Genomic DNA, 20,928 nt, shown 5'->3' on the forward strand with positions numbered 1-20,928 from the left:
GCCGGCCCCCATGGTGAGAGCCGGCCGCGGGCGCGCCGATCAGCTGCCCTTCTTGCGGTACCAGTCAGCGACGTTCCACAGCTCGCTGTCCCAGGTGTTCAGCTTGACGCCGCCCAGGTCCAGAGCATGGGCCGACACCCGGCCACGGTGCACCAGGGGCACGATGGTCCAGCTGTCGACGGTCAGCATGTTGTTCATCTTCTTGGCAATCTCGCCGCGCGCCGCGATGTCGCCGGTGCGGGCCAGCTCGTCGATCAGGGCGTCGTATTCCTCTTCGCAGAAGCGGTTGATGTTCTCACCCTGCCACTGGCTCGCCGGCTTCGGCTCGTTGCCGCAGCGATAGGCCGCCAGGTATTGCTGGGGGTCGGTGCCGTTGAACGTGTTGGCGTACATCTCGACATCGGCATAGAACTTCTGGAACGTGTCCGGGCTGCCCGGGTCTCCCCCGAAGAAGACCGAGCCCGAGACGTTGCGCAGCTCGGTTTCGACGCCGATTTCCGTCCACCATTGCTTGATCAGGGCCTGGAAGTCCTGGCGCACGGCGTTGGTCGAGGTCTGGTAGAGCACCTTCAGCGGCACGCCGTCCTTTTCGCGGATGCCGTCGCCGTCGCTGTCGACGATGCCGGCCTCGTCCAGCATGGCATTGGCCCCGGCAATGTCCTGGGCAAAGCAGCTGGTGTTCTGGGCGGCGTAATTGTCGGGCACGGGCACCAGGTCACAGGTCGGCTTGCCGGCCTTGCCATAGCCCACCTCGACCAGCAGTTCGCGGTCGATGGCCATCGACATGGCCTCGCGCACGACCTTGTCGCTCAGGAAGGGATGCGGTTCGGCCACCGTGGCCCGGGTCTCGGGCGGCAGGTCGGCCGAGGGGTTGGTCAGGTTCATCTCGATCCGTTCGACCAGCGGGCCGAAGCCGGCGATGGCCACGCCCTTGCCGGCCGATTCCATCGAGGCGATGACATCGGGGGCCAGCTGCAGGTTCCAGGCATAGTCGAACTCGCCGGTTTCCAGCACCGACCGGCCGGCCGCCGCGGCATCGCCGCCGCCCTTGAAGGTCACGGTGGCAAAGGCGGGCTTGCCCTCGATGCGGAAATTCTCGTTGGCTTCGAATGTGATCACGTCGTTCGGCTTGAACTCGACCACCTTGAAGGGGCCGGTGCCGATCGGGTTGAAATTGGCCTCGGTGCATTCGGGGGCACGGGCGCCCAGGCATTCGGCGAATTGCGCGGCCTGGATGATCGGCGACTGGCCACCGACGAAGGGCCCGTAGGGATTGGGCTTGGGCTGGTTGAAGGTCACCTTGACGGTCAGGTCGTCCAGCGCCTCGACGGTTTCGACCCCGTCAAAGAACGCGCCCTGGGCACAGCCGCCTTCGGGATGCATGCAGTATTCGGCGGTGAATTTCACGTCGGCCGAGGTCAGCGGCGTGCCGTCCGACCAGACGATGCCTTCCGAGATCTTCCAGGTGATCGTCGTCAGGTCCTCGCTGACGCCGCCGTTGGCCACGGTCGGCACCTCGTCGACCAGCCAGGGCACCAGCGCGCCGGTCTCGTCGTAGCGGGCCAGCGGTTCGACCACGAGAGAGGAGCTTTCGATGTCCTTCGTGCCGCCGGACAGGAACGGATTCAGAATCGACGGGGCCTGCCAGTAGATGATGCTGACGTTGCCATCACGCCCGCGCTCGCCGTCATGGCCTTCGGCAAAGGCCGTGCCGGTCAGCGCCACGGTCGCGGTCGCGCCGAGCAAAAGGGTCTTGAGGGTCATGTTACACTCCATGTTGGACACGGCTTCCGCCGGCCTTGGTCTTGCCGCTCTGGTGGCGGCTCTTTGATCCCGAAGCCTGGCGAAACCTCGCGGCGACACAGGCACTTGGCCTTGCCGCCGGTCAGGATGCGCTCAACCGCACCGGGCACGCCGAATATCGAAACAGAGATTCGGAAAATTGCAAGGGTGGCGGTAGGGAAAGCGGCACGGGGGTTTGACACTGCCTCGGGCGCCGCCATAGCGTTCAGCATCGCAGGAACGGGAGTATCGGGTTTGCTGGATCAGCCGATTGCACGGATCAAGGGGCTCAGGGTCGAATTCCAGACCAAGGACGGCCCGGTCGAGGGCGTCAAGGGCGTGTCCTTCGACATCAACGCGGGCGAAACGGTCTGCGTGGTGGGCGAAAGCGGGTCGGGCAAGTCGGTGACATCGCTGTCGCTGATGCGGCTGGTGGAATTCGGGGGCGGTGAAATTACGGGCGGCGAACTTTTGTTCGACGCCGATGGCAAGCCGGGCACCGACATCGACGTGGCCAGCGCCGACCAGGATTTGATGCGCGGCATCCGGGGCAACCAGATCGGCATGATCTTCCAGGAGCCGATGACGGCGCTGAACCCGGTCTTCACGGTCGAACGCCAGCTGACCGAAGGCCTGCGCGTCCACAAGGGGCTGAGCCGCGAGGCCGCCCGCGAAAGGGCGGTCGAGCTGTTGCGCCAGGTGCGCATCCCCGAGCCCGAACGGCGGATGAAGCAATATCCCCACGAATTGTCGGGGGGCATGCGCCAGCGCGTGGTCATTGCCATGGCCCTGGCCTGCGAGCCGCGCCTGCTGATCGCCGACGAGCCGACCACCGCGCTTGACGTGACCATCCAGGCCGAGATCCTGGCCCTAATGGACCGGCTCAAGCGCGAGACGGGCACGGCCGTGATGTTCATCACCCATGACATGGCCGTGGTCGCCCAGATGGCCGACCGTGTCGTTGTCATGTTCCGCGGCGAGAAGGTCGAGGAAGGCCCCGTCGCCCAGATTTTCGAGAACCCCCAGCACCCCTATACCCAGGCGCTGCTGGCCGCCGTGCCCAAGCTGGGCGAGATGGACGGCAAGGCCGCGCCCGAGCCGATGAAGCTGATGGGCGTCGAGGGCCAGAAGATCGCGCCCATCCCCGGCACCGACAAGACCCTGCTGACGGTCAGCAACCTGGTCACGCGCTTCCCGGTCAAGGGCGGGTTCTTCCGGCGCACCGTGGCCAATGTGCATGCGGTCGAAGACGTGTCCTTCACGATCAACAAGGGCCGGACCCTGTCGCTGGTCGGCGAATCCGGCTGCGGCAAGTCGACCGTCGGCCGGTCGCTCCTGCGGCTGGTCCAGCCGCAATCGGGCTCGGTCAACCTGGACGGGGTCGAGATCACCGAACTGGACGACCACGCCCTGCGCGATGCCCGCGTCGACATGCAGATGATCTTCCAGGATCCCTTTGCCTCGCTGAACCCGCAGATGCAGCTGGCCGACCAGGTGGCCGAACCGCTCTACAATTACCCCAGCGCGGGTGTCGATATCCGCGAACGGGTCGAAAGCCTGTTCGACCGGGTCCACCTGCCGCGCAGCTTCATGCGCCGTTATCCCCATGAATTGTCGGGCGGCCAGCGCCAGCGCGTGGCCATTGCCCGCGCGCTCGCCTTGCGCCCCAAGCTGATCGTGGCCGACGAGGCGGTCTCGGCGCTCGACGTGTCGGTGCAGGCCCAGGTTCTGAACCTGATGATGGAACTGCAGGCCGAGCTGCAGCTGTCCTATCTTTTCATCAGCCATGACATGGCCGTGGTCGAACGGGTCAGCCACGATGTCGGCGTGATGTACCTGGGCCGCATCGTCGAGATGGGCCCGCGCGAGAAGATCTTCGGCAATCCCCAGCATGCCTATACGCGGGCGCTGATGAAGGCCGTGCCGATCGCCGATCCGAGCCTGCGCAAATCCGAGCGCGACCTGAACTTCAAGCCGATCCCGTCGCCCATCCACCCGGTGGAATACGAACCGGAACCCTCGGCCTATGCCGAGGTCGAGCCGGGCCATTTCGTGCTGACCACCGACAGCGGCTACTGACATGTCCGCATCCAAGGCCGAAACGCTCAGCCCCCGCGCGATCCTGGAGGCGCTGGTCGCCTTTCCCACGGTGTCGGACCGCAGCAACCTGGACCTGGTGCAATGGGTGCAGGATTACCTGGCCTCGCACGGGATCGAGAGCCACCGCGTCGACAAGCCCGGCGACGAGGCCAAGGCCGGGCTCTTTGCCCATGTCGGGCCCTGGGAAGAAGGCGCCGTGGTGCTGTCGGGCCATACCGACGTGGTGCCGGTCGAAGGCCAGGCCTGGGACAGCGATCCCTTCACGGTGGTCGAACGCGATGGCCGGCTCTATGGCCGGGGCTGTTGCGACATGAAGGGCTTTGACGCCCTGGCCATCTGGGCCCTGGTCGAAGGGTCGAAACGCGATCTGGTGCGGCCCCTGCAGATCGCGTTCAGCTACGACGAGGAAATCGGCTGCATGGGCGCGCCGCCCCTGATCGAAGCGATGGATGGCGTGGTGCCGCGCGGGCGCGATGCGATCATCGGGGAGCCGTCGCTGATGAAGGCCGTGACCGGCCAGAAGGGCGGGACGGGCTATCACGTCCATGTGCATGGCTACGAGGTGCATTCCTCGCTGGTCCATACCGGGGTCTCGGCGATCATGTACGGGGCCAAGCTGATCGATTGGGTCAATGCGCGCAACGCGGCCAACATGGCCCGCACGCCGACCGAGGTTGCGGCGCTGTTCACCCCGCCCTGGTCGACCCAGCATGTCGGCATGATCGCCGGGGGCACGGCCCATAACATCACCGCTCGCGATTGCACCTTTGCCGTCGAATGCCGGCTGGTGCCCGGCGAGACCGTGGCCGATTGGTGCGCGGCCTTCGAGGCCCGGGCCGACGAGATCCAGGCCGACATGCAGGCCGTGCGCCCCGAGGCCTGGATCGAGCGGGCGGCGTTCTTCACCGTGCCGCCATTGGTGCCCGAGGACGAGGGCAGCGCCGAGGCCCTGGTGCGCCAGATCACCGGCGACAACGGCAATCATGCCGTGAGCTATGGCACCGAGGCCGGCCATTTCCAGAACGCGGGCTATTCGGCGGTGATCTGCGGGCCGGGCAGCATCGAACAGGCCCACCAAGAGAACGAGTACCTGTCCATCGCCGAGCTCGACGCCGGGCAGGATTTCATGGCGCGCCTGCTGGACCGGCTGTCCTGAGGCGCTTTTGGCGGGATGGGTGAGATCACCCATCCTACGGGTCATCCCCGGGAAAGACGCGAACACATGCCCATCAAGAACCGCCTGGCCGACATGTCGGACGAGATCACCGGCTGGCGCCACCATCTTCACCGCCATCCCGAACTGCTGTTCGACGTGCATGGCACCGCGGCCTTTGTCGTCGAGCGCCTGAAGGAATTCGGCCTGACCGACATCACCACGGGCATCGGCCGGACCGGTGTCGTGGCCGTGATCGAAGGCCGCACCGACACGTCGGGCCGGGTCATCGGCCTGCGCGCCGACATGGACGCCCTGCCGATCACCGAGGCCTCGGGCGTCGATTACCCGTCGGAAAACCCCGGGGTGATGCATGCCTGCGGCCATGACGGCCACACGTCGATCCTGCTGGGCGCGGCGAAATACCTGGCCGAGACGCGCCATTTCGACGGCAAGGTCGTGCTGATCTTTCAGCCGGCCGAAGAGGGCGGGGCCGGCGGGCTGGAAATGTGCCAGGACGGGCTGATGGACCGCTGGGGCATCCAGGAAGTCTATGGCCTGCACAATGCGCCGGGCCTGCCGGTGGGGTCGTTCCACGTGCGCCCGGGGCCGATCCAGGCCTCGTCCGACGAGTTCGAGATCGTCGTGACCGGGCGCGGCGGCCATGCGGCCGAACCGCAGACAACCATCGACACGACGCTGGTGGCCAGCCAGATCGTGGTCACCCTGCATTCCATCGTGTCGCGCAATGTCGATCCGCTGAAACCCACGGTGCTGACCGTCGGCACCTTCGAGACCGACAGCAACCAGTCCAACATCATCCCCCAGACCGCCCGGCTGACCGGCACGATGCGCACGCTGGACCCCGATGTGCGCGGCCTGGTCGAAACCCGGGTGCGCCGGGTGGCCGAAGACACCGCCGCGGCCTTTGGCGCCACTGCAACGGTCACCTGGACCCCGGGCTATCCGGTCACGGTCAACGGCGCCGAACAGGCGGCCTTTGCCGCCGATGCGGCCCGGGCGGTGACGCCCGAGGTCGACGACAATTGCAATCCGATCATGCCGTCCGAAGATTTCTCCTACATGCTCGAAGAGCGGCCCGGGGCTTATGCCTTCCTGGGCAACGGAGACAGCGCGATGTGCCATCACCCGGCCTATGTCTTTGACGACGCGGCCATTCCCGTGGGCTGCAGCTGGTTCGTCGAACTGGTCGAACGCCGCATGCCCGCCGCCTGACATCACCACGAAGGACCTTTACAGATGCCCGTTAAGAACCGTTTCGCCGAGCTGCATGACGAGATCACCGCATGGCGCCGCGACATCCACGAACATCCCGAACTGCTCTATGAAACCCACCGCACCTCGGCCCTGGTGGCCGACAAGCTGGCCGAGTTCGGCTGTGACGAGGTTGTCACGGGTATCGGCCGGACCGGCGTGGTCGGCGTGATCAAGGGCAAGACCGACAGCGCCGGCAAGGTCATCGGCCTGCGGGCCGACATGGATGCCCTACCGATCCTCGAGGATACCGGCGTCGAATACGCGTCCAAGACCCCCGGCGTGATGCATGCCTGCGGCCATGACGGCCATACGGCCATGCTGCTGGGCGCGGCGAAATACCTGGCCGAGACGCGCCATTTCGACGGCACGGTGGTGGTGATCTTCCAGCCGGCCGAGGAAGGCGGGGCCGGGGGCAAGGCCATGTGCGACGACGGCATGATGGACCGCTGGGGCATCCAGGAGGTCTATGGCATGCACAACTGGCCGGGCCAGCCGGCCGGGGCCTTCTCGATCCGCCCGGGCGCGTTCTTTGCGGCCACGGATGTGTTCGAGATCGATTTCGAGGGCAAGGGCGGCCATGCGGCCAAGCCCCAGGACACCGTCGACACCACCGTCATGGCGGCCCAGGCCATCTTGGCGCTGCAGACCATCGCCAGCCGCAATGCCGATCCGGTCGACCAGGTCGTGGTGTCTGTAACCTCGTTCGAAACCTCGTCCAAGGCGTTCAACGTCATCCCCCAGGGCGTCAAGCTGCGCGGCACGGTGCGGACCATGTCCAAGGACATGCGCGACCTGGCCGAAAGCCGGATCACCGGCATCTGCGATGGGATCGCGGCCACCTTCGGAGGCAGTGTCAGCATCGACTACCTGCGCAATTACCCGGTGATGGTGAATTCCGGCGAACAGACCGATTTCGCCGTCGAGGTGGCGCGCGAGGTTGCCGGCGATTGCGCCGATGCGCCGCTGGTCATGGGCGGCGAAGATTTCGCCTTCATGCTGGAAGAGCGGCCGGGCGCCTATATCCTGGTGGGCAACGGCGACACGGCCCTGGTCCATCACCCCAAGTACAATTTCAACGACGACGTCATCCCGGCCGGCTGCAGCTGGTATGCCGGCATCGTCGAGCGCCGCATGCCCGCGGCCTGACCTGAGATCCAGGCGCGGCGCAGGGACAAGGCGCCGCGTCCTGTCTTCTTCTTGGGTGAAATACCCCTGTGCGACGGCACCGCCCGTGGCACGGTCGGGTTGGGATACTTGGAAAGAGAAAGAAGCAGCAGGTCAGAGCGCCAGGCAGTCGATCATCCTGTCGATGACCTGGTCGAGGGCCGATGCCTCGGTCCGTGCAAATGCCCGGGCGGCCGCGCGCTTGTCTGCCAGAAGGGCCGGGGAGGCCAGCCAGTCGCCGACCTTGCCGGCGATCTCGGCCGGGGTGGCGACCTCGGTGGCCGCGCCACGGTCGATCATCGGCCCGAAGGTTTCCGAGAAATTGGCCACGTGCGGCCCGGTCAGCACCGCCGCCCCGGAAACCGCCGGTTCGAACGGGTTGTGGCCGCCGATGTCAGGCAGCAGCGACCCGCCCAGCAGGATGAGAGGGCAGGCGGCGTACCAGGTGCCGGTCTCGCCCAGCGTGTCGGCCAGGTAGACCTGGGTGGCGGCCGTGATCCGCTCGCCCGCGCTGCGCCGGGTGCGGGCCAGGCCGCGCTCGGCGATCATCCGTTGCAGGTCGTCGCCGCGTTCGGGGTGGCGCGGGATCAGCAGCAGCAGGGCATCGGGATGGCGCTCCAGCACCCGGGCATGGGCATCCAGCACGATCTCGTCTTCGCCCGGATGGGTCGAACTGGCCGCCCAGACCGGCCGGTCGCCCAGGGCGCGGCGCAGCTCGTCGCGGGTGATCTCGTCGACGGGCAGGGGGGCGGCCGCGGCCTTGAGATTGGCCCCGACCGACAGCCTTTCGGCATCAGCGCCCATCAGGCGCAGGCGCTCGGCGATCGTGGCGTTCTGGGTCAGCAGGATGTCAAAGCAATCCAGCACCATCCGCGCCGTGTCGGGGTGGCGCGCCCAGCCCCGGGCCGATTTCTCGGACAGTCGCGCATTCAGCAGGGCCAGCCGCAGGCCCCGGTCGCGGGCGCGCACCAGCATGCCCGGCCAGAGCTCGCTTTCGACAAAGATGCCCGCCCGGGGCTGCCAGTGATCGAGGAACCGATCAATATAGTGCGGCGCATCCAGCGGGGCGAACTGGTGCAGCGCCCGGGGCGGCAGCCGGCGGGCCAGAATCTGCGCCGAGGAAGCCGTGCCCGAGGTCACCAGGAAATGCGCGTCGGGCCGACGCCGGGCCAGCCGGTCGATCACGCTGAGCACCGACAGGCTTTCGCCCACGGAGGCGCCATGGAACCAGATCAGCTCACCCGGGGGACGGTCGAGGCTGGGCCGGCCGGCCCGTTCGCGGATGCGCCGGGCCTCGACCCCCTGGTCCGACAGCTTGCGCCCGACGTGGTGCAGAACAAGCGGCGCAGCCAGCCGGGTCAGGCCGGAGTAAAGCGTGTAGAGCGGGGTTGCACCGCCCGGCCGGGACATCACCCGCCCGTGTGGCTCATGTGCCGGGCGACCTGGCCATCGGCGCGGCGGCGGGAATAATCGAAGTCGTGGCCCTTGGGCTTCAGCCCGATCGCCGCGCGGATGGCTTCCTGCAGCGCCCGGTTGTCCCCGGGGAAATCGCGCAGCGGCGCACGCAGGTCGGCCATGTCATCCTGGCCCAGGCACATGTACAATTCGCCGGTGCAGGTCAGCCGCACGCGGTTGCAGCTTTCGCAGAAATTGTGGCTGAGCGGGGTGATGAACCCGATCTTCTGCCCGGTCTCTTCCAGCCGCACATAGCGCGCCGGCCCGCCGGTGCGCTCGGCCAGGTCGCTGACCGTGTAATGCTGTTCATAGGCCGCACGCACGTCGCGCAGCGACCAGTACTGGCCGACGCGGTCCTCGTTGCCCAGGTCGCCCATCGGCATGACCTCGATCCAGGTCAGGTCCATGCCCTTGTCGGCGCACCATTCGGTGATCCGGGGCAGCTCTTCCTCGTTGAAGCCCTTCAGGGCCACGGCATTGATCTTGATCTTCAGCCCGGCGTCCAGCGCAGCGTCGATGCCCTTGAGCACCTGCGGCAGCCGGCCCCAGCGGGTGACCCGGGCGAACTTGTCCTCGTCCAGCGTGTCGAGCGAGACATTGACCCGCTTGACGCCGGCGGCCACCAGGTCCTTGGCAAAGCGCGCCAGTTGCGAGCCGTTGGTCGTGACGGTCAGCTCTTTCAGCGCGCCGCTGTCGAGGTGGCGCGACATGGACTGGAAGAAGGTCATGATATCGCGCCGCACCAGCGGTTCGCCCCCGGTGATCCGCAGTTTTTCCACGCCCATGCCGACAAAGGTCGAACACATGCGGTCCAGCTCTTCGAGGGTCAGCAGTTCCTTCTTGGGCAGGAAGGTCATGTTTTCGGCCATGCAATAGACGCAGCGGAAATCGCAGCGGTCGGTGACCGAAACGCGCAGGTAGGTGATGGCGCGGGCAAAGGGATCGATGAGCGGCGGCTGTATCATGGATCAAGAGGTAAACGTCCCGTTGCCCCGCGACAAGAGGCAGCGCGTCCGGCCGGCCATGAGCATTGCGTGAGCGCAGGGCCCGGCGTGAGCGGCCGGGCGCCGTGGGCGGCGGGGCCGGGGGCGGGGGTGATGGACGGACGGCCCGGCGCGGCCTATGTAGGGCGCATGCGAGTCTGGATGACGATAGTGCTTGCGGCGCCCCTGGCGCTGGCAGGCTGCGAGACGGTCAAGGGGGTCTTTGACGGCTCGGACAGCGATGCGGTGCCGACCGTGGCGACAGAGCCCGACATGCCCGTCCTGAAACCCGCCCCGACCGAAGAGGTGCCCGTGGCGCTGCCGGTGTCGGGCACTGCGACGCTGGGCACGACGGTGGCCTCGCTGGGCGATCCCGGGCGGCCGGGCCTGTGGATGGACACGCCGTTGACCCGGGCCGAACAGACCGGCCAGGTGCAATACCAGGGTTCGACCGTGACGCTGACCCTGCGGCCGACGGGCGGTGAGCCGGGATCGGGCAGCCGGATGTCGGTGCTGGCCATGCAGGCCATCGGAGCGCCGCTGACCGAACTGGTCGAGGTCACGGTGATCGGCGCGCGCTGAGGCCCGCGCCCAAATCCGTGCGGAAATCTGTGTCTTGATCTGTTCTGGAACCCGGGCCTGAACGGGGTTTGATCGTTCCGAAACATCTGTGGCGCGACCCGAAGATCCGGGGTGCGTCCCCGGGGCCGAGATGACATAGCCCTGTGACGGGCGCGCGCCTTGGTAGACACGACTTGGTCCCGAGACGGGCGCGTTCCGGCACTGTATGGCCCCGAGGCGGGGGCATTGACACGACACAACCCGGTCGCGCCCGGATCAGGCGGCGGGCAGCAGCCGGGCGGCTTCCTTGCGGGCAAAGGGCTTCATCCGGTCGCCATGCCGGTCGAGGAAATCGCGGACCCGGGCCGGATCGTGCTTGGACAGGTCGCGCAGCCACCAGGCCACGGCCTTCTGGATGAACCAGTCGCCATCGTCGACATAGCCCGCCGCCCAGCCCAGCACCCGGTCCCGCGCGGCCAGCTCGGCCGGCTTGGGGTGGTTCTGGCGGGTCCAGGGCAGGGTGATGACCAGCGCTGCCCGGCGGGTCCACAGATGCGCCGAGCCGGTCCAGGCCTCGACCTCGTCCAGCCGGGCGGGATCGGTCAGCAGGCGCTTGGCCCCGGCGGTGCAGGCGTGATCGGCGATTGCCCAGGCATCGAAATCGGGCACCCAGGACCGGATCAGCGCCCAGGCCCCGTCATCGGGCCGGATGCGCGCCTGGGTCAGGACCTTGGCCGCCAGGATGCGCGCCTCGTGGATGTCGCTGTCCCACAGGCCACGGGCCACGGCCAGCCGGGTGTCGATGTCCAGCGTCGTCCGGGCCTCGCGGGCCATGTCGTTGAGCACCGGGTTGGGCACGCCCAGATAGCGCCGGGGCGCCTTGTGATAGGCCGCGCTGCCTTCCGCGCGGGTGGCATCTTCGAGCGCGCCGAGCCGGTCCAGCCAGTCGGTTGCCTGCGTCGTGGTCCCTGCCATCGTGCCGGGCATGCGGCTCAGCCCGCCTCTTCGGGCCGGGGCGCCCGGGTCAGGTCTTGGGGGAAGCCCGTGGGCCGGCCGTCGATGGTCTGCATGTTTTTCTCGGCCCAATAGGCCGGCAGCCCGCCGTCGCGGCCCTTGCGGTCCTCGGTCCAGCGGGTCAGCGTGTCGCGGTCGCCGGCGAAATCCATGAAGGGCACGGCATAGCCGCAGGAGGTCTGGGTCATCTCGACGGCCATGTCGTAGACCTGCCGCGCGCCGGGGTGATCGGGGAAGAGGGCATAGAGCCCGTCCCAATCGGTATCGCCCCGGTGGATCGTGCGGGCGGTGCCATACATCCGGTAGATCAGCGGGCGCCGTTCAAAGGAACACCACATCAGCGTCATGCGCGGATGTTCCAGCAGGTGGCCGGCGGTTTCGTTGCCCGACCCGGTCAGGTTCAGCCAGACCACGCGGTTGGGCGACAGGATGCGCAGGGCATCCTGGCCCTTGGGCGAGACATTGACCCGCCCGTCGGGCGCCGCCGTGCCGGTAAAGAACATGTGCTGGGCCTCGACAAAGGCCTTCTGATCATCGGTGATCCGGTCGAACTGCTTGGCCATCTGGTCCCCTTTCCACGAAACCGCCTGCTGAACCTGCCGCGACGTTACTCCACCGTGACGGATTTCGCGAGGTTGCGCGGCTGGTCCACGTCGGTGCCCTTGGCGATGGCCGTGTGATAGGCGATCTGCTGGGCCGGGATGGCATAGAGCACCGGGGCGAACATCGGGTCGGCCTCGGGCATGCGGATGACCCCCCAGCAGCCATGGCCGGCCTTGTCGGCCCCCGCGGCATCGGTCACCAGCAGCACCTTGCCGCCCCGGGCCATGACCTCTTGCATGTTGGACACGGTCTTGTCGAAGAGGTGGTCCGACGGCGCCATGACGATCACCGGCACATGGCTGTCTATCAGCGCGATGGGCCCGTGTTTCAGCTCGCCCGAGGCATAGCCCTCGGCATGGATGTAGGACAGCTCCTTCATCTTCAGCGCGCCTTCCAGCGCCAGCGGGTACATCGCCCCGCGGCCCAGGAACAGCACGTCATGGGCTTCGGACAATTCCTGTGACAGCGCGTTGATTTGCGGGCCGGCGGCCAGGGCCTGGCTGGCCAGGGCGGGCAGGGTCCTGAGCGCGGCGATGCGGTCGGCCAGGGCGGCGGCGGTCAGCGTGCCCCGGTCGGCCGCGGCCTTGATCGCCATCAGCGCCAGCACCATCAGCTGGCAGGTGAAGGCCTTGGTCGAGGCCACGGAAATCTCGCGCCCGGCCAGGATCGGCAGGGCCAGGTCGGCCTCGCGGGCGATCGAGCTTTGGGCCACGTTGACGATCGAGGCGATGCGGCACTTGCCGGCGGCAAAGCGCATGGCGGCCAGGGTGTCGGCGGTTTCGCCCGACTGGCTGACAAAGACGGCCAGGGTGCGGTCGGACAGCGGCGGCTCGCGATAGCGGAACTCGCTGGCGATATCGACCTCGACGGGGATCTGGGCCAGGGTTTCCATCCAGTACTTGGCCACGAAACAGCTGTAATAGCCCGTGCCGCAGGCCACCATGATCACCCGGTCGATGCCCGTGAAATCCAGGTCGCCCTCGGGGAATTTCAGCGTGCCGGAGCCCAGGTAATGGCCCAGCACATCGGCCATGACCGACGGCTGTTCAGCGATTTCCTTCGACATCCAATGCTTGTGGCCGCCCTTTTCGACCTGGCCGTCGATGTCTTCGATCCGCGTGACCGCCCGGTTGGCCCGGTGGCCGGCGGCGTCGAAGATCTCGGCGCCCTGGCGGGTTACCACGGCCCGGTCGCCTTCTTCGAGATAGGTCACCCGGTCGGTCATCGGCGCCAGGGCAAAGGCATCCGAGCCCACGAACATCTCGCCCTCGCCCCAGCCGATGGCCAGCGGCGAGCCCTTGCGCGCGGCGACGATCAGGTCGGCCTCGCCGTCAAAGAGAAAGGCCAGGGCAAAGGCGCCTTCAAGCCGGTCGATGGCCGTGAAGGCCGCCTCGACCGGGGTCATGCCCCGGGCGATGTACATCTGCGCCAGCAGGGCCACGGTTTCGGTGTCGGTCTGGGTCTCGGCGGCAAAGCCTTCGCCGGCCAACTCGCTGCGCAGCTCGGCAAAGTTCTCGATGATGCCGTTGTGCACCACGGCCACCGGCCCGGCCTTGTGGGGATGGGCGTTGCCCTCGGAGGGCGAACCATGGGTGGCCCAGCGGGTGTGGCCGATGCCCGACTTGCCGCGCAGCGGTTCGTGGACCAGCTTGTCGGACAGGTTGATCAGCTTGCCCACGGCCCGGCGCCGGTCGAGGTGACCGTCGTTGATCGTGGCGATCCCGGCGCTGTCATAGCCGCGGTATTCCAGCCGTTTCAGCGCTTCGACCAGGATGGGAGCAACCTCGTGATTGCCCAGGACTCCGACGATGCCGCACATTATCCCTGCTCCTTGCTTTTTTGCTGCTGTTGCTTGCGCGCCCGGAGGTAGTCGAAGAGCTTCAGCGCCCGGCCGGGCTTGGTGTCCTGGCGCGCGCGGGCCAGGGCCAGGGCGCCGTCGGGGATGTCGGTGGTGATGACCGAGCCGCTGGCCGTCATGGCATTGTTGCCGACCTTGACCGGGGCGACCAGCATGGTGTTCGAGCCGATGAAGGCCCCGGCGCCGATCTCGGTGTGGTGCTTGAGGAAGCCGTCGTAATTGCAGGTGATCGTGCCGGCGCCGATATTGGTGCCCGCGCCGACCGAGGCATCGCCGATGTAGCTGAGGTGGTTGACCTTGGCGCCCTCGGCGATGGTGGCGTTCTTGATCTCGACGAAATTGCCGACCCGCGTGTCCTCGGCCAGCTCGGCCCCGGGGCGCAGGCGGGCATAGGGCCCGACCACGGCGCCGCGGCTGACATGGCAGCCTTCGAGATGGGAAAAGGCCCGGATGGTGGCCCCCGTCTCGACCGTCACGCCGGGGCCGAAGACCACGTGGGGCTCGACGGTCACGTCGCGGCCGATGATCGTGTCATGGGCCAGGTAGACGGTGTCGGGCGCGGTCAGGGTCACGCCCAGTTCCAGCAGCTCGGCCCGGGCGCGGTCCTGGAACAGCGCTTCGGCCCGGGCCAGGCCCGCGCGGCTGTCGACGCCCAGGGTTTCGTCCTGGGGGCAGACCACGGCCGTGGCGCTCTTGCCGGCGGCGCGTGACAGTTCGACAATATCTGTCAGATAGTATTCGCCCGAGGCATTGTCGTTCGATACCCGGTCGAGCAGGTCGAAGAGCAGGGTGGCATCGCAAGCCATGACGCCGGAATTGCACAGGGTGATGGCCCGTTCCTCGGCATCGGCATCCTTGAATTCGACGATGGCCGTCAGCTGGTCGCCGTCCATCTTCAGCCGGCCGTAGCGCCCGGGCTGGGGCGTGTCGAAGCCCAGCACGACCACGTCGTGATCGGCCCGGGCGGCGATCATCGCCTGCAGCGTGGCCTCGGTGATGAATGGCGTGTCGCCGTAGAGCACGATGACCGTGCCGGCGAATCCGGCCATGGCCTCGCGGGCCTGCATCACGGCATGGCCGGTGCCCAGCTGCTCCTGCTGCAGCACGACACGGGCCTGCGCGTTTTCCTCTTCCGCCGCTTGCGCAACGGCCTCGGCGCCATGGCCGGCCACCACGACGGTGCGCGCCGGGTCGAGCGCGGCGCCGGCGCGCATGGCATGGGCCAGGAGCGGCGCATGGGCCACCTGGTGCAGCACCTTGGGGAGGTCGGATTGCATCCGCGTGCCCTTGCCGGCGGCGAGGATGACGAGGCTCGTCTCCATGGGGGATATCCCTTAATGAATGGTTGAGGCGGTTTTATCGGGCTGGGATGGCGGCGCAAGGCGCGACGGCATCAAAGAAGGTTTCGGCCCTGCAATACGGAAGGGCAAGCAGGATGCGCAGTGTGATTTTCGATCTCGACGGGACGCTGGCGGATACGTCGGGCGACCTGATCGCAGCGGCCAACGCGGCGTTCGGCGCGCTGGATCTGCCGGTGCGGCTGGATCCCGCCCGCGATGCCGGCACGGCGCTGCGCGGCGGGCGGGCGATGCTGCGGCTGGGCCTGTCGCGGCTGGAGCCGGACGGGGCGGGTACGGCGGATGGGGCAGGTGCTGCGGATGGCACGGCCACCGGGGACGAGGCGCTGATCGACCGGGGCTATCCGATCCTGCTGCAGGCCTACGGTGACCAGATCGCCCGGCACACGGTGCTTTACCCCGGAGCGGTGGCGGCGGTCGAGGCGCTGCGCGGGGCGGGCTATGCCGTGGGCATCTGCACCAACAAGCCCGAGGGCCTGGCCGAGGCGCTGCTGACCGAGCTGGGCGTGCGCGACCTCTTCGCGTCGCTCATCGGGGCCGACACGCTGGCCATGCGCAAGCCCGATCCCGAACCGCTGCGCGAGGCCGTGCGCCGGGCCGGGGGCGACCCCGCGCGCAGCCTGCTGGTGGGCGATTCCGTCACCGACCGGCGCACGGCCGAAGCGGCGGGCGTGCCCTGCGTGCTGGTGACCTTCGGCCCGTCGGGCGATGACATGGCCGCGCTGGCGCCCGAGGCCCTGCTGGAGGATTTCGCCGACCTGCCCGCGGTGGTCGGCCGGCTGATCGGCTAGGGCCGGTTGACGATTGACGCCGGGGCCGGGCGGGCGCAGAAAGCGGCCATGAGCGAGCATTTCACCGGATCCTTCACCCAGCAGGAAGCCATCCCCGACGAGGGGATCGCCGCCGCGCTGGAGGTGCTGCGCCACGGGCGCCTGCACCGCTACAACGTCACCGCCGGCGAGCTGTCGCAGGCCGCCCTGCTGGAGCAGGAGTTTGCCGCGGCCACCGGCGCGCGGTTCTGCCTGGCGGTCTCGTCGGGGGGCTATGCGATCACCACGGCGCTGCGGGCCGTGGGGGTGGCGCATGGCGATGCCGTGCTGACCAATGCCTTCACCCTGGCCCCGGTGCCGGGTGCAATCGCGGCGGTGGGCGGCCGGCCGGTCTTTGTCGGCGTGACAGAGGACCTGACCATCGACCTCGACGACCTGGCGGCCAAGGCCGGCCAGGCCCGGGTGCTGCTGCTGTCGCACATGCGCGGGCATATCTGCGACATGGACCGGCTGATGGCGATCTGCGATGCGGCGGGGATCGTCGTGGTCGAGGATTGCGCCCATACGATGGGCGGTGGCTGGGACGGCGTGGCCTCGGGGCGCCATGGCGCGGTGGGGTGTTATTCGACGCAGACCTACAAGCACATGAATTCCGGCGAAGGCGGCCTGCTGATCACCGATGACGAGGATATCGCCGCCCGGGCGGTGCTGCTGTCGGGGTCCTACATGCTGTACGAACGCCACCTGGCCGCACCTGGGCCCGAGGTGTTCGAACGCCACAAGTACCACATGCCCAACATTTCCGGGCGGATGGACAACCTGCGCGCGGCGATCCTGCGGCCCCAGCTGGCCATCCTGGAGACCCAGGTCGACCGCTGGAACGAACGTTATGCCCGGCTGGACGAGGGCCTGCGCGACACGCCCGGGCTGCATGTCATCGCCCGGCCGGGGGCCGAGCGCTTTGTCGGCTCGTCCTTCCAGTTCCTGCTGCTGGACTGGGGCGATGACGACATCCGCCAGGTGGTTGCCCGCTGTGCGGCACGGGGGGTCGAGCTGAAATGGTTCGGCGCGCCCGAGCCTGCGGCCTTCACCTCGACCTACGGGCATTGGAAATACGCGCCGTCCGATCCGCTGCCCGAGAGCGACCGCATCCTGCGGGCGATCCTGGACATGCGCGTGCCGCTGACCTTCTCGGAAGAGGATTGCGCGCTGATCGCCCGGATCATCCGGGCCGAGGTCGGGGCGGTGCACCAGGCGCGCTGAACCTGTCCGACGGGGAGGCGGGGCAGGCCCGGGGTGTGCCGATGCGGGTTGTCCCGTTTGCCGGGGCCATGCCGCCCGTGTTCCGTGTTCCGCGTTCCTTAGGTCGCCGGGCTCAATCCTCCCGGGCGATGAAGGCCGCAAACGCCGCGGCGTGATCGGGATGCCAGCGGCTGAGCGCGGGGCGGTTCTCGATGATGTCCCCCATGGCCCAAGCCATGCGCTTTTCGTCCAGCGCCCGGGGCACGTCGTTGTCGGGGCACAGGATGTAGAAATCCCCCCGGTTCAGCGAGGCCAGGAAGAAATCGGCCGTCTGTTCGGCGGTCCAGGCCGCGGCGGGCTTTTCGGGCAGGCCGGTGATGCCGGTGTAGACAAAGCCCGGGATCAGAAGGTGGGCGGTGATCCGGCAGCCCTCGGTGTTGCGCAGCTGGTGGGACAGGGCCTCGGTAAAGGCCTTCAGCCCGGCCTTTGAGACATTGTAGGCCGGGTTGCCCGGCGGGGTGGTGATGCCCTGTTTCGAGCCGGTGTTGACGATCGCCCCGGGCCGGCCGCGGGCGATCATGCCGGGGGCAAAGACCTGGGTGCCATGGATCGGCCCCCAGAGATTGACGCCCAGAAGCGCCTGCCAATCCTCCAGCGGGCCCAGGCAATCCGAGCCCCTGCCGATACCCGCATTGTTCATCAGGATGTCGGTGCCCCCGAACCGGTCGGTGACCTGCAGTTCCAACGCTTCCAGCTGCGCCCGGTCGGCCACGTCGCAGGCGGCGGTCATGATATCGGGCGTGCCGGCTGTGCGCAGGTCTTCGGCGATGGGCCGCAGCCGCTTGTCGGACCGGTCGACCAGGACCAGCCGCAGGCCCAGCCCGGCCAGTTTCCGGGCGGTGGCCAGGCCGATGCCCGAGGCGGCGCCGGTGATCACGGCAACGGAGTCGGGGGTCAGGGCGGGATGGGGGGACATGGACATGGGCGCTCTCCTTGGGTTGCCTTCAAGGTAAGGGCTGACGTGGGCGGGGCAAGCGGGCAGGACGCGCCCCTGGTCATCGGCGCGCGGATGGCCGGGACAGGGCAGGGATATTTTCAAAGAGAAAGAAGCAGGACCGTGCCGAGATGCGCGACGGTCGTGCCCAGGCCAGACCTGCTGCTTCTTTCTCTTTCCAAATATCCATGAACGGGCCCCACCACCCGGACAGGCCCCGGGCAAGGGCGATTGACGCAGGGCAAGCTGCCTGCTATCCATTTATTGAACGTGCGTTCATAAACTTGGGAGGGTTCCATGTTCGCCGCATCCATGCAGTTCGACCTGGGCGAGGACGTCAATGCCCTGCGGGACCTGGTGCATCGCTGGGCGCAGGAGCGGGTCCGGCCGATGGCGCAGGAGATCGACCGCAGCAACACCTTTCCCGCCGAGCTCTGGACCGAGATGGGCGAGCTCGGCCTGTTGGGCATCACCGTGGGTGAAGCCGACGGTGGCGCGGGAATGAGCTACCTGGCCCATACCGTGGCGATAGAAGAGATCGCCCGTGCCTCGGCCTCGGTCGCGCTGTCCTACGGGGCCCATTCCAACCTCTGCGTCAACCAGATCAAGCTGAACGGCACGCCCGAACAGAAGGCCAGGTACCTGCCCGGGCTGATCTCGGGCCAGGCCGTGGGCGCCCTGGCCATGTCCGAGCCCGGGGCGGGATCGGACGTGGTGTCGATGAAGCTGAAGGCCGAGAAGCGCAACGATCACTACCGGCTGAACGGCAACAAGTACTGGATCACCAACGGCCCCGATGCCGACACGCTGGTGGTCTATGCCAAGACCGACCCCGAGGCCGGCCCGCGGGGCATCACGGCCTTCCTGATCGAACGGTCGATGGCCGGATTCTCGACCTCGTCCCATTTCGACAAGCTGGGCATGCGCGGGTCGAACACGGCCGAGCTGATCTTCGAGGATGTCGAGGTGCCCTTTGACAATGTCCTGGGTGAGGAAGGCCGGGGCGTGGCCGTCCTGATGTCGGGGCTGGATTACGAACGCGTCGTGCTGGCGGGCATCGGCACGGGGATCATGGCGGCCTGTCTCGACGAGGTCATGCCCTATGTCTCGACCCGCGAGCAATTCGGCCAGAAGATCGGGAATTTCCAGCTGATGCAGGGCAAGATCGCCGACATGTACACGGCGATGAACTCGGCCCGGGCCTATGTCTACGAGGTCGCCCGTTCCTGTGACCGGGGCGCGGTCACCCGCCAGGATGCCGCGGCCTGCTGCCTCTATGCCAGCGAACAGGCCATGGTCCAGGCACACCAGGCCGTGCAGGCGCTGGGCGGGGCGGGGTTCCTGTCGGATGCGCCGGTCAGCCGGATCTTTCGCGATGCCAAGCTGATGGAAATCGGGGCCGGCACGTCGGAGATCCGGCGCATGTTGATCGGCCGTGAGCTGATGGGCAGGATGGGCTAGGGCCGGCACGGCGGGAAAGGGCCTGGCATGGATCTGACGAGCGGCAGCAGGGCGACCGACGAGATGGGCCTGACGGGCCTTGTCCAGGCGCTCGATTGGGTGGCCGCGGGGATCGAGATGATCGCCGTCGTGCTGATGCTGATCGGCACGCTGCGCTTCCTGGCCGGGGTGATCCCCGGCGAGCTGGGCGGCGACCGGACCAGGCGCAGCGCGGGGATGAACGCCGCGCGGATCGAGCTGGGCGGCTACATCCTGTCGGCGCTGGAACTCCTGATCGTGTCGGACCTGATCCACACGGCGCTGAGCCTGGCCCTGCAGGACCTGCTGTTCCTGGCGCTGCTGGTGGCGATCCGCTCGGCGATCAGTTTCTTCCTGGATCGCGAGATCGGGAAGCTGAAGGAAGAGACCCCCTGACGGGGGACACGGCGGCCCCGCAGGGCCGCCGGCAAGGGGGGAGGATCAGAACCGGTGCACGTAGGAGACACCAAAGACCCAGGGGTCGATCTCGACACCCGTCAGCGCCGCGCCGTTCAGCTTGGCATCGGTGTCGATGTCGATCCAGCGCACGTCGAAGCGCAGGGCGCCGGCTTCGGTCACCTGGTAATCGGCGCCGGCATGCAGGGCGAGGCCCCAGCTGTCGTCGAGCTCCAGATCACCCAGCGACGAGCTGGTGTCCCAGAAGGTCGTGTAATTGATGCCGATGCCGACGAAGGGCTTGAAGGCCGTGTTGGTCGGGATGTGATAGTTCAGCGACACAGTGGGCGGCAGCTGCTGGGTCGAGCCGATGGTCGTACCGCCAAGCTTGATGTCGTGTTCGAAGGGCCAGGCGGCCAGGACTTCGATGCCCAGGTTGTCGCGGATGAAATACTCGACGGTCAGGGTCGGGCGCAGGCTGTCCTCGACATCGAGGCTGGTGCCGCCGACCGAGGCGTTGTCGTCCTTGGGCAGCACGTAGCCCAGGCCGAGGCCGACGGTCCAGTCGCCCTGCGACTGGGCGGCAACGGGGGCAGCGGCGGCGATGGCGCCGGTCACGGCGAGGGTGGCGATCAGGGTCTTCATGGGTCTGTCCACTTCATGTCTTGTCCGGCCAGTCTGGCATGGGCCGGAGGACGCCGCGCTGATCTGCATCAAGTCGCGGGCCGGGGAGGTCGG

At 67.7% G+C, this 20,928-nt stretch carries 18 protein-coding genes; 9 read left to right on the top strand and 9 right to left on the bottom strand.

Annotated elements, in window-relative coordinates:
- Positions 1-39: 39 nt before the first annotated feature.
- Entirely contained in the window at positions 40-1,764 is a 1,725-nt protein-coding gene (locus tag ACK3BB_RS10035) for a peptide ABC transporter substrate-binding protein (RefSeq protein ID WP_428928575.1), read from the bottom strand.
- Between the two features lie 273 nt (positions 1,765-2,037).
- On the opposite strand from ACK3BB_RS10035, the gene ACK3BB_RS10040 reads away from it, so the two are divergent.
- The 4 genes from ACK3BB_RS10040 to ACK3BB_RS10055 all read left to right on the top strand — a co-directional run bounded on the left by ACK3BB_RS10040 (position 2,038) and on the right by ACK3BB_RS10055 (position 7,459).
- Positions 2,038-3,861, top strand: a complete 1,824-nt coding sequence (locus ACK3BB_RS10040) for a dipeptide ABC transporter ATP-binding protein (protein ID WP_428928576.1) — start codon at positions 2,038-2,040, stop codon at positions 3,859-3,861.
- A gap of 1 nt (position 3,862) precedes the next feature.
- A complete protein-coding gene (gene argE, locus ACK3BB_RS10045) occupies positions 3,863-5,038 on the top strand; it encodes an acetylornithine deacetylase (RefSeq protein WP_428928577.1) in 1,176 nt (391 codons plus the stop codon).
- 66 nt (positions 5,039-5,104) lie between these two features.
- Complete coding sequence (locus ACK3BB_RS10050) at positions 5,105-6,271, top strand: M20 aminoacylase family protein (protein WP_428928578.1); 1,167 nt, start codon at positions 5,105-5,107, stop codon at positions 6,269-6,271.
- A 24-nt stretch (positions 6,272-6,295) separates the two neighbouring features.
- Positions 6,296-7,459, top strand: coding sequence for a M20 aminoacylase family protein (locus tag ACK3BB_RS10055; protein WP_428928579.1), 1,164 nt, complete (start codon positions 6,296-6,298; stop codon positions 7,457-7,459).
- Positions 7,460-7,591: 132 nt separating this feature from the next.
- Here the strand turns inward: ACK3BB_RS10055 and ACK3BB_RS10060 are convergent, their stop codons facing one another.
- Together ACK3BB_RS10060 and moaA are read right to left on the bottom strand one after the other, a co-directional pair.
- Entirely contained in the window at positions 7,592-8,887 is a 1,296-nt protein-coding gene (locus ACK3BB_RS10060) for a 3-deoxy-D-manno-octulosonic acid transferase (protein WP_428928580.1), read from the bottom strand.
- Positions 8,887-9,894 (bottom strand): GTP 3',8-cyclase MoaA, encoded by a 1,008-nt coding sequence (moaA, locus tag ACK3BB_RS10065; protein ID WP_428928714.1) that lies wholly within the window; start codon positions 9,892-9,894, stop codon positions 8,887-8,889. Before moaA ends, ACK3BB_RS10060 begins: the two co-directional genes overlap by 1 nt.
- A gap of 183 nt (positions 9,895-10,077) precedes the next feature.
- Here moaA and ACK3BB_RS10070 point away from each other — a divergent pair, with 183 nt between their 5' ends.
- Positions 10,078-10,497 carry a hypothetical protein gene (locus ACK3BB_RS10070; RefSeq protein ID WP_428928581.1) on the top strand — a complete coding sequence of 140 codons (420 nt, stop codon included), beginning with the start codon at positions 10,078-10,080 and terminating at the stop codon, positions 10,495-10,497.
- Positions 10,498-10,752: 255 nt separating this feature from the next.
- Here the strand turns inward: ACK3BB_RS10070 and ACK3BB_RS10075 are convergent, their stop codons facing one another.
- From ACK3BB_RS10075 to glmU, 4 genes are read right to left on the bottom strand one after another with little or no spacing between them, the layout of a single operon-like run.
- Positions 10,753-11,463, bottom strand: coding sequence for a DNA alkylation repair protein (locus tag ACK3BB_RS10075; protein ID WP_428928582.1), 711 nt, complete (start codon positions 11,461-11,463; stop codon positions 10,753-10,755).
- A 5-nt stretch (positions 11,464-11,468) separates the two neighbouring features.
- Positions 11,469-12,053, bottom strand: a complete 585-nt coding sequence (locus ACK3BB_RS10080; protein ID WP_428928583.1) for a pyridoxamine 5'-phosphate oxidase family protein — start codon at positions 12,051-12,053, stop codon at positions 11,469-11,471.
- Between the two features lie 44 nt (positions 12,054-12,097).
- Positions 12,098-13,912: a glutamine--fructose-6-phosphate transaminase (isomerizing) gene (gene glmS, locus ACK3BB_RS10085; protein ID WP_428928584.1), complete on the bottom strand. Its 1,815-nt coding sequence runs from the start codon at positions 13,910-13,912 to the stop codon at positions 12,098-12,100.
- Positions 13,912-15,273, bottom strand: coding sequence for a bifunctional UDP-N-acetylglucosamine diphosphorylase/glucosamine-1-phosphate N-acetyltransferase GlmU (glmU, locus tag ACK3BB_RS10090; RefSeq protein ID WP_428928585.1), 1,362 nt, complete (start codon positions 15,271-15,273; stop codon positions 13,912-13,914). Before glmU ends, glmS begins: the two co-directional genes overlap by 1 nt.
- 113 nt (positions 15,274-15,386) lie before the next feature.
- On the opposite strand from glmU, the gene ACK3BB_RS10095 reads away from it, so the two are divergent.
- The gene (locus tag ACK3BB_RS10095) at positions 15,387-16,100 is read left to right on the top strand and encodes an HAD-IA family hydrolase (RefSeq protein ID WP_428928586.1); all 714 of its coding nucleotides are present in this window, start codon (positions 15,387-15,389) and stop codon (positions 16,098-16,100) included.
- 48 nt (positions 16,101-16,148) lie between these two features.
- Positions 16,149-17,342 (top strand): DegT/DnrJ/EryC1/StrS family aminotransferase, encoded by a 1,194-nt coding sequence (locus tag ACK3BB_RS10100; protein WP_428928587.1) that lies wholly within the window; start codon positions 16,149-16,151, stop codon positions 17,340-17,342.
- Between the two features lie 112 nt (positions 17,343-17,454).
- Here ACK3BB_RS10100 and ACK3BB_RS10105 read toward each other — a convergent pair whose 3' ends face one another.
- The gene (locus tag ACK3BB_RS10105; protein WP_428928588.1) at positions 17,455-18,303 is read right to left on the bottom strand and encodes an SDR family NAD(P)-dependent oxidoreductase; all 849 of its coding nucleotides are present in this window, start codon (positions 18,301-18,303) and stop codon (positions 17,455-17,457) included.
- A 309-nt stretch (positions 18,304-18,612) separates the two neighbouring features.
- Between ACK3BB_RS10105 and ACK3BB_RS10110 the strand changes: the two genes are divergently transcribed.
- Both ACK3BB_RS10110 and ACK3BB_RS10115 read left to right on the top strand, forming a co-directional pair.
- A complete protein-coding gene (locus ACK3BB_RS10110; protein ID WP_428928589.1) occupies positions 18,613-19,776 on the top strand; it encodes an acyl-CoA dehydrogenase family protein in 1,164 nt (387 codons plus the stop codon).
- Between the two features lie 27 nt (positions 19,777-19,803).
- Positions 19,804-20,190 (top strand): DUF1622 domain-containing protein, encoded by a 387-nt coding sequence (locus tag ACK3BB_RS10115; RefSeq protein ID WP_428928590.1) that lies wholly within the window; start codon positions 19,804-19,806, stop codon positions 20,188-20,190.
- 45 nt (positions 20,191-20,235) lie between these two features.
- On the opposite strand, the gene ACK3BB_RS10120 is transcribed toward ACK3BB_RS10115, so the two are convergent.
- Positions 20,236-20,835 (bottom strand): OmpW/AlkL family protein, encoded by a 600-nt coding sequence (locus ACK3BB_RS10120; RefSeq protein ID WP_428928591.1) that lies wholly within the window; start codon positions 20,833-20,835, stop codon positions 20,236-20,238.
- Between the last annotated feature and the right edge of the window lie 93 nt (positions 20,836-20,928).

It is taken from the genome of Marinibacterium sp. SX1, assembly GCF_050389775.1.
Taxonomy (GTDB): Bacteria; Pseudomonadota; Alphaproteobacteria; order Rhodobacterales; family Rhodobacteraceae; genus Marinibacterium.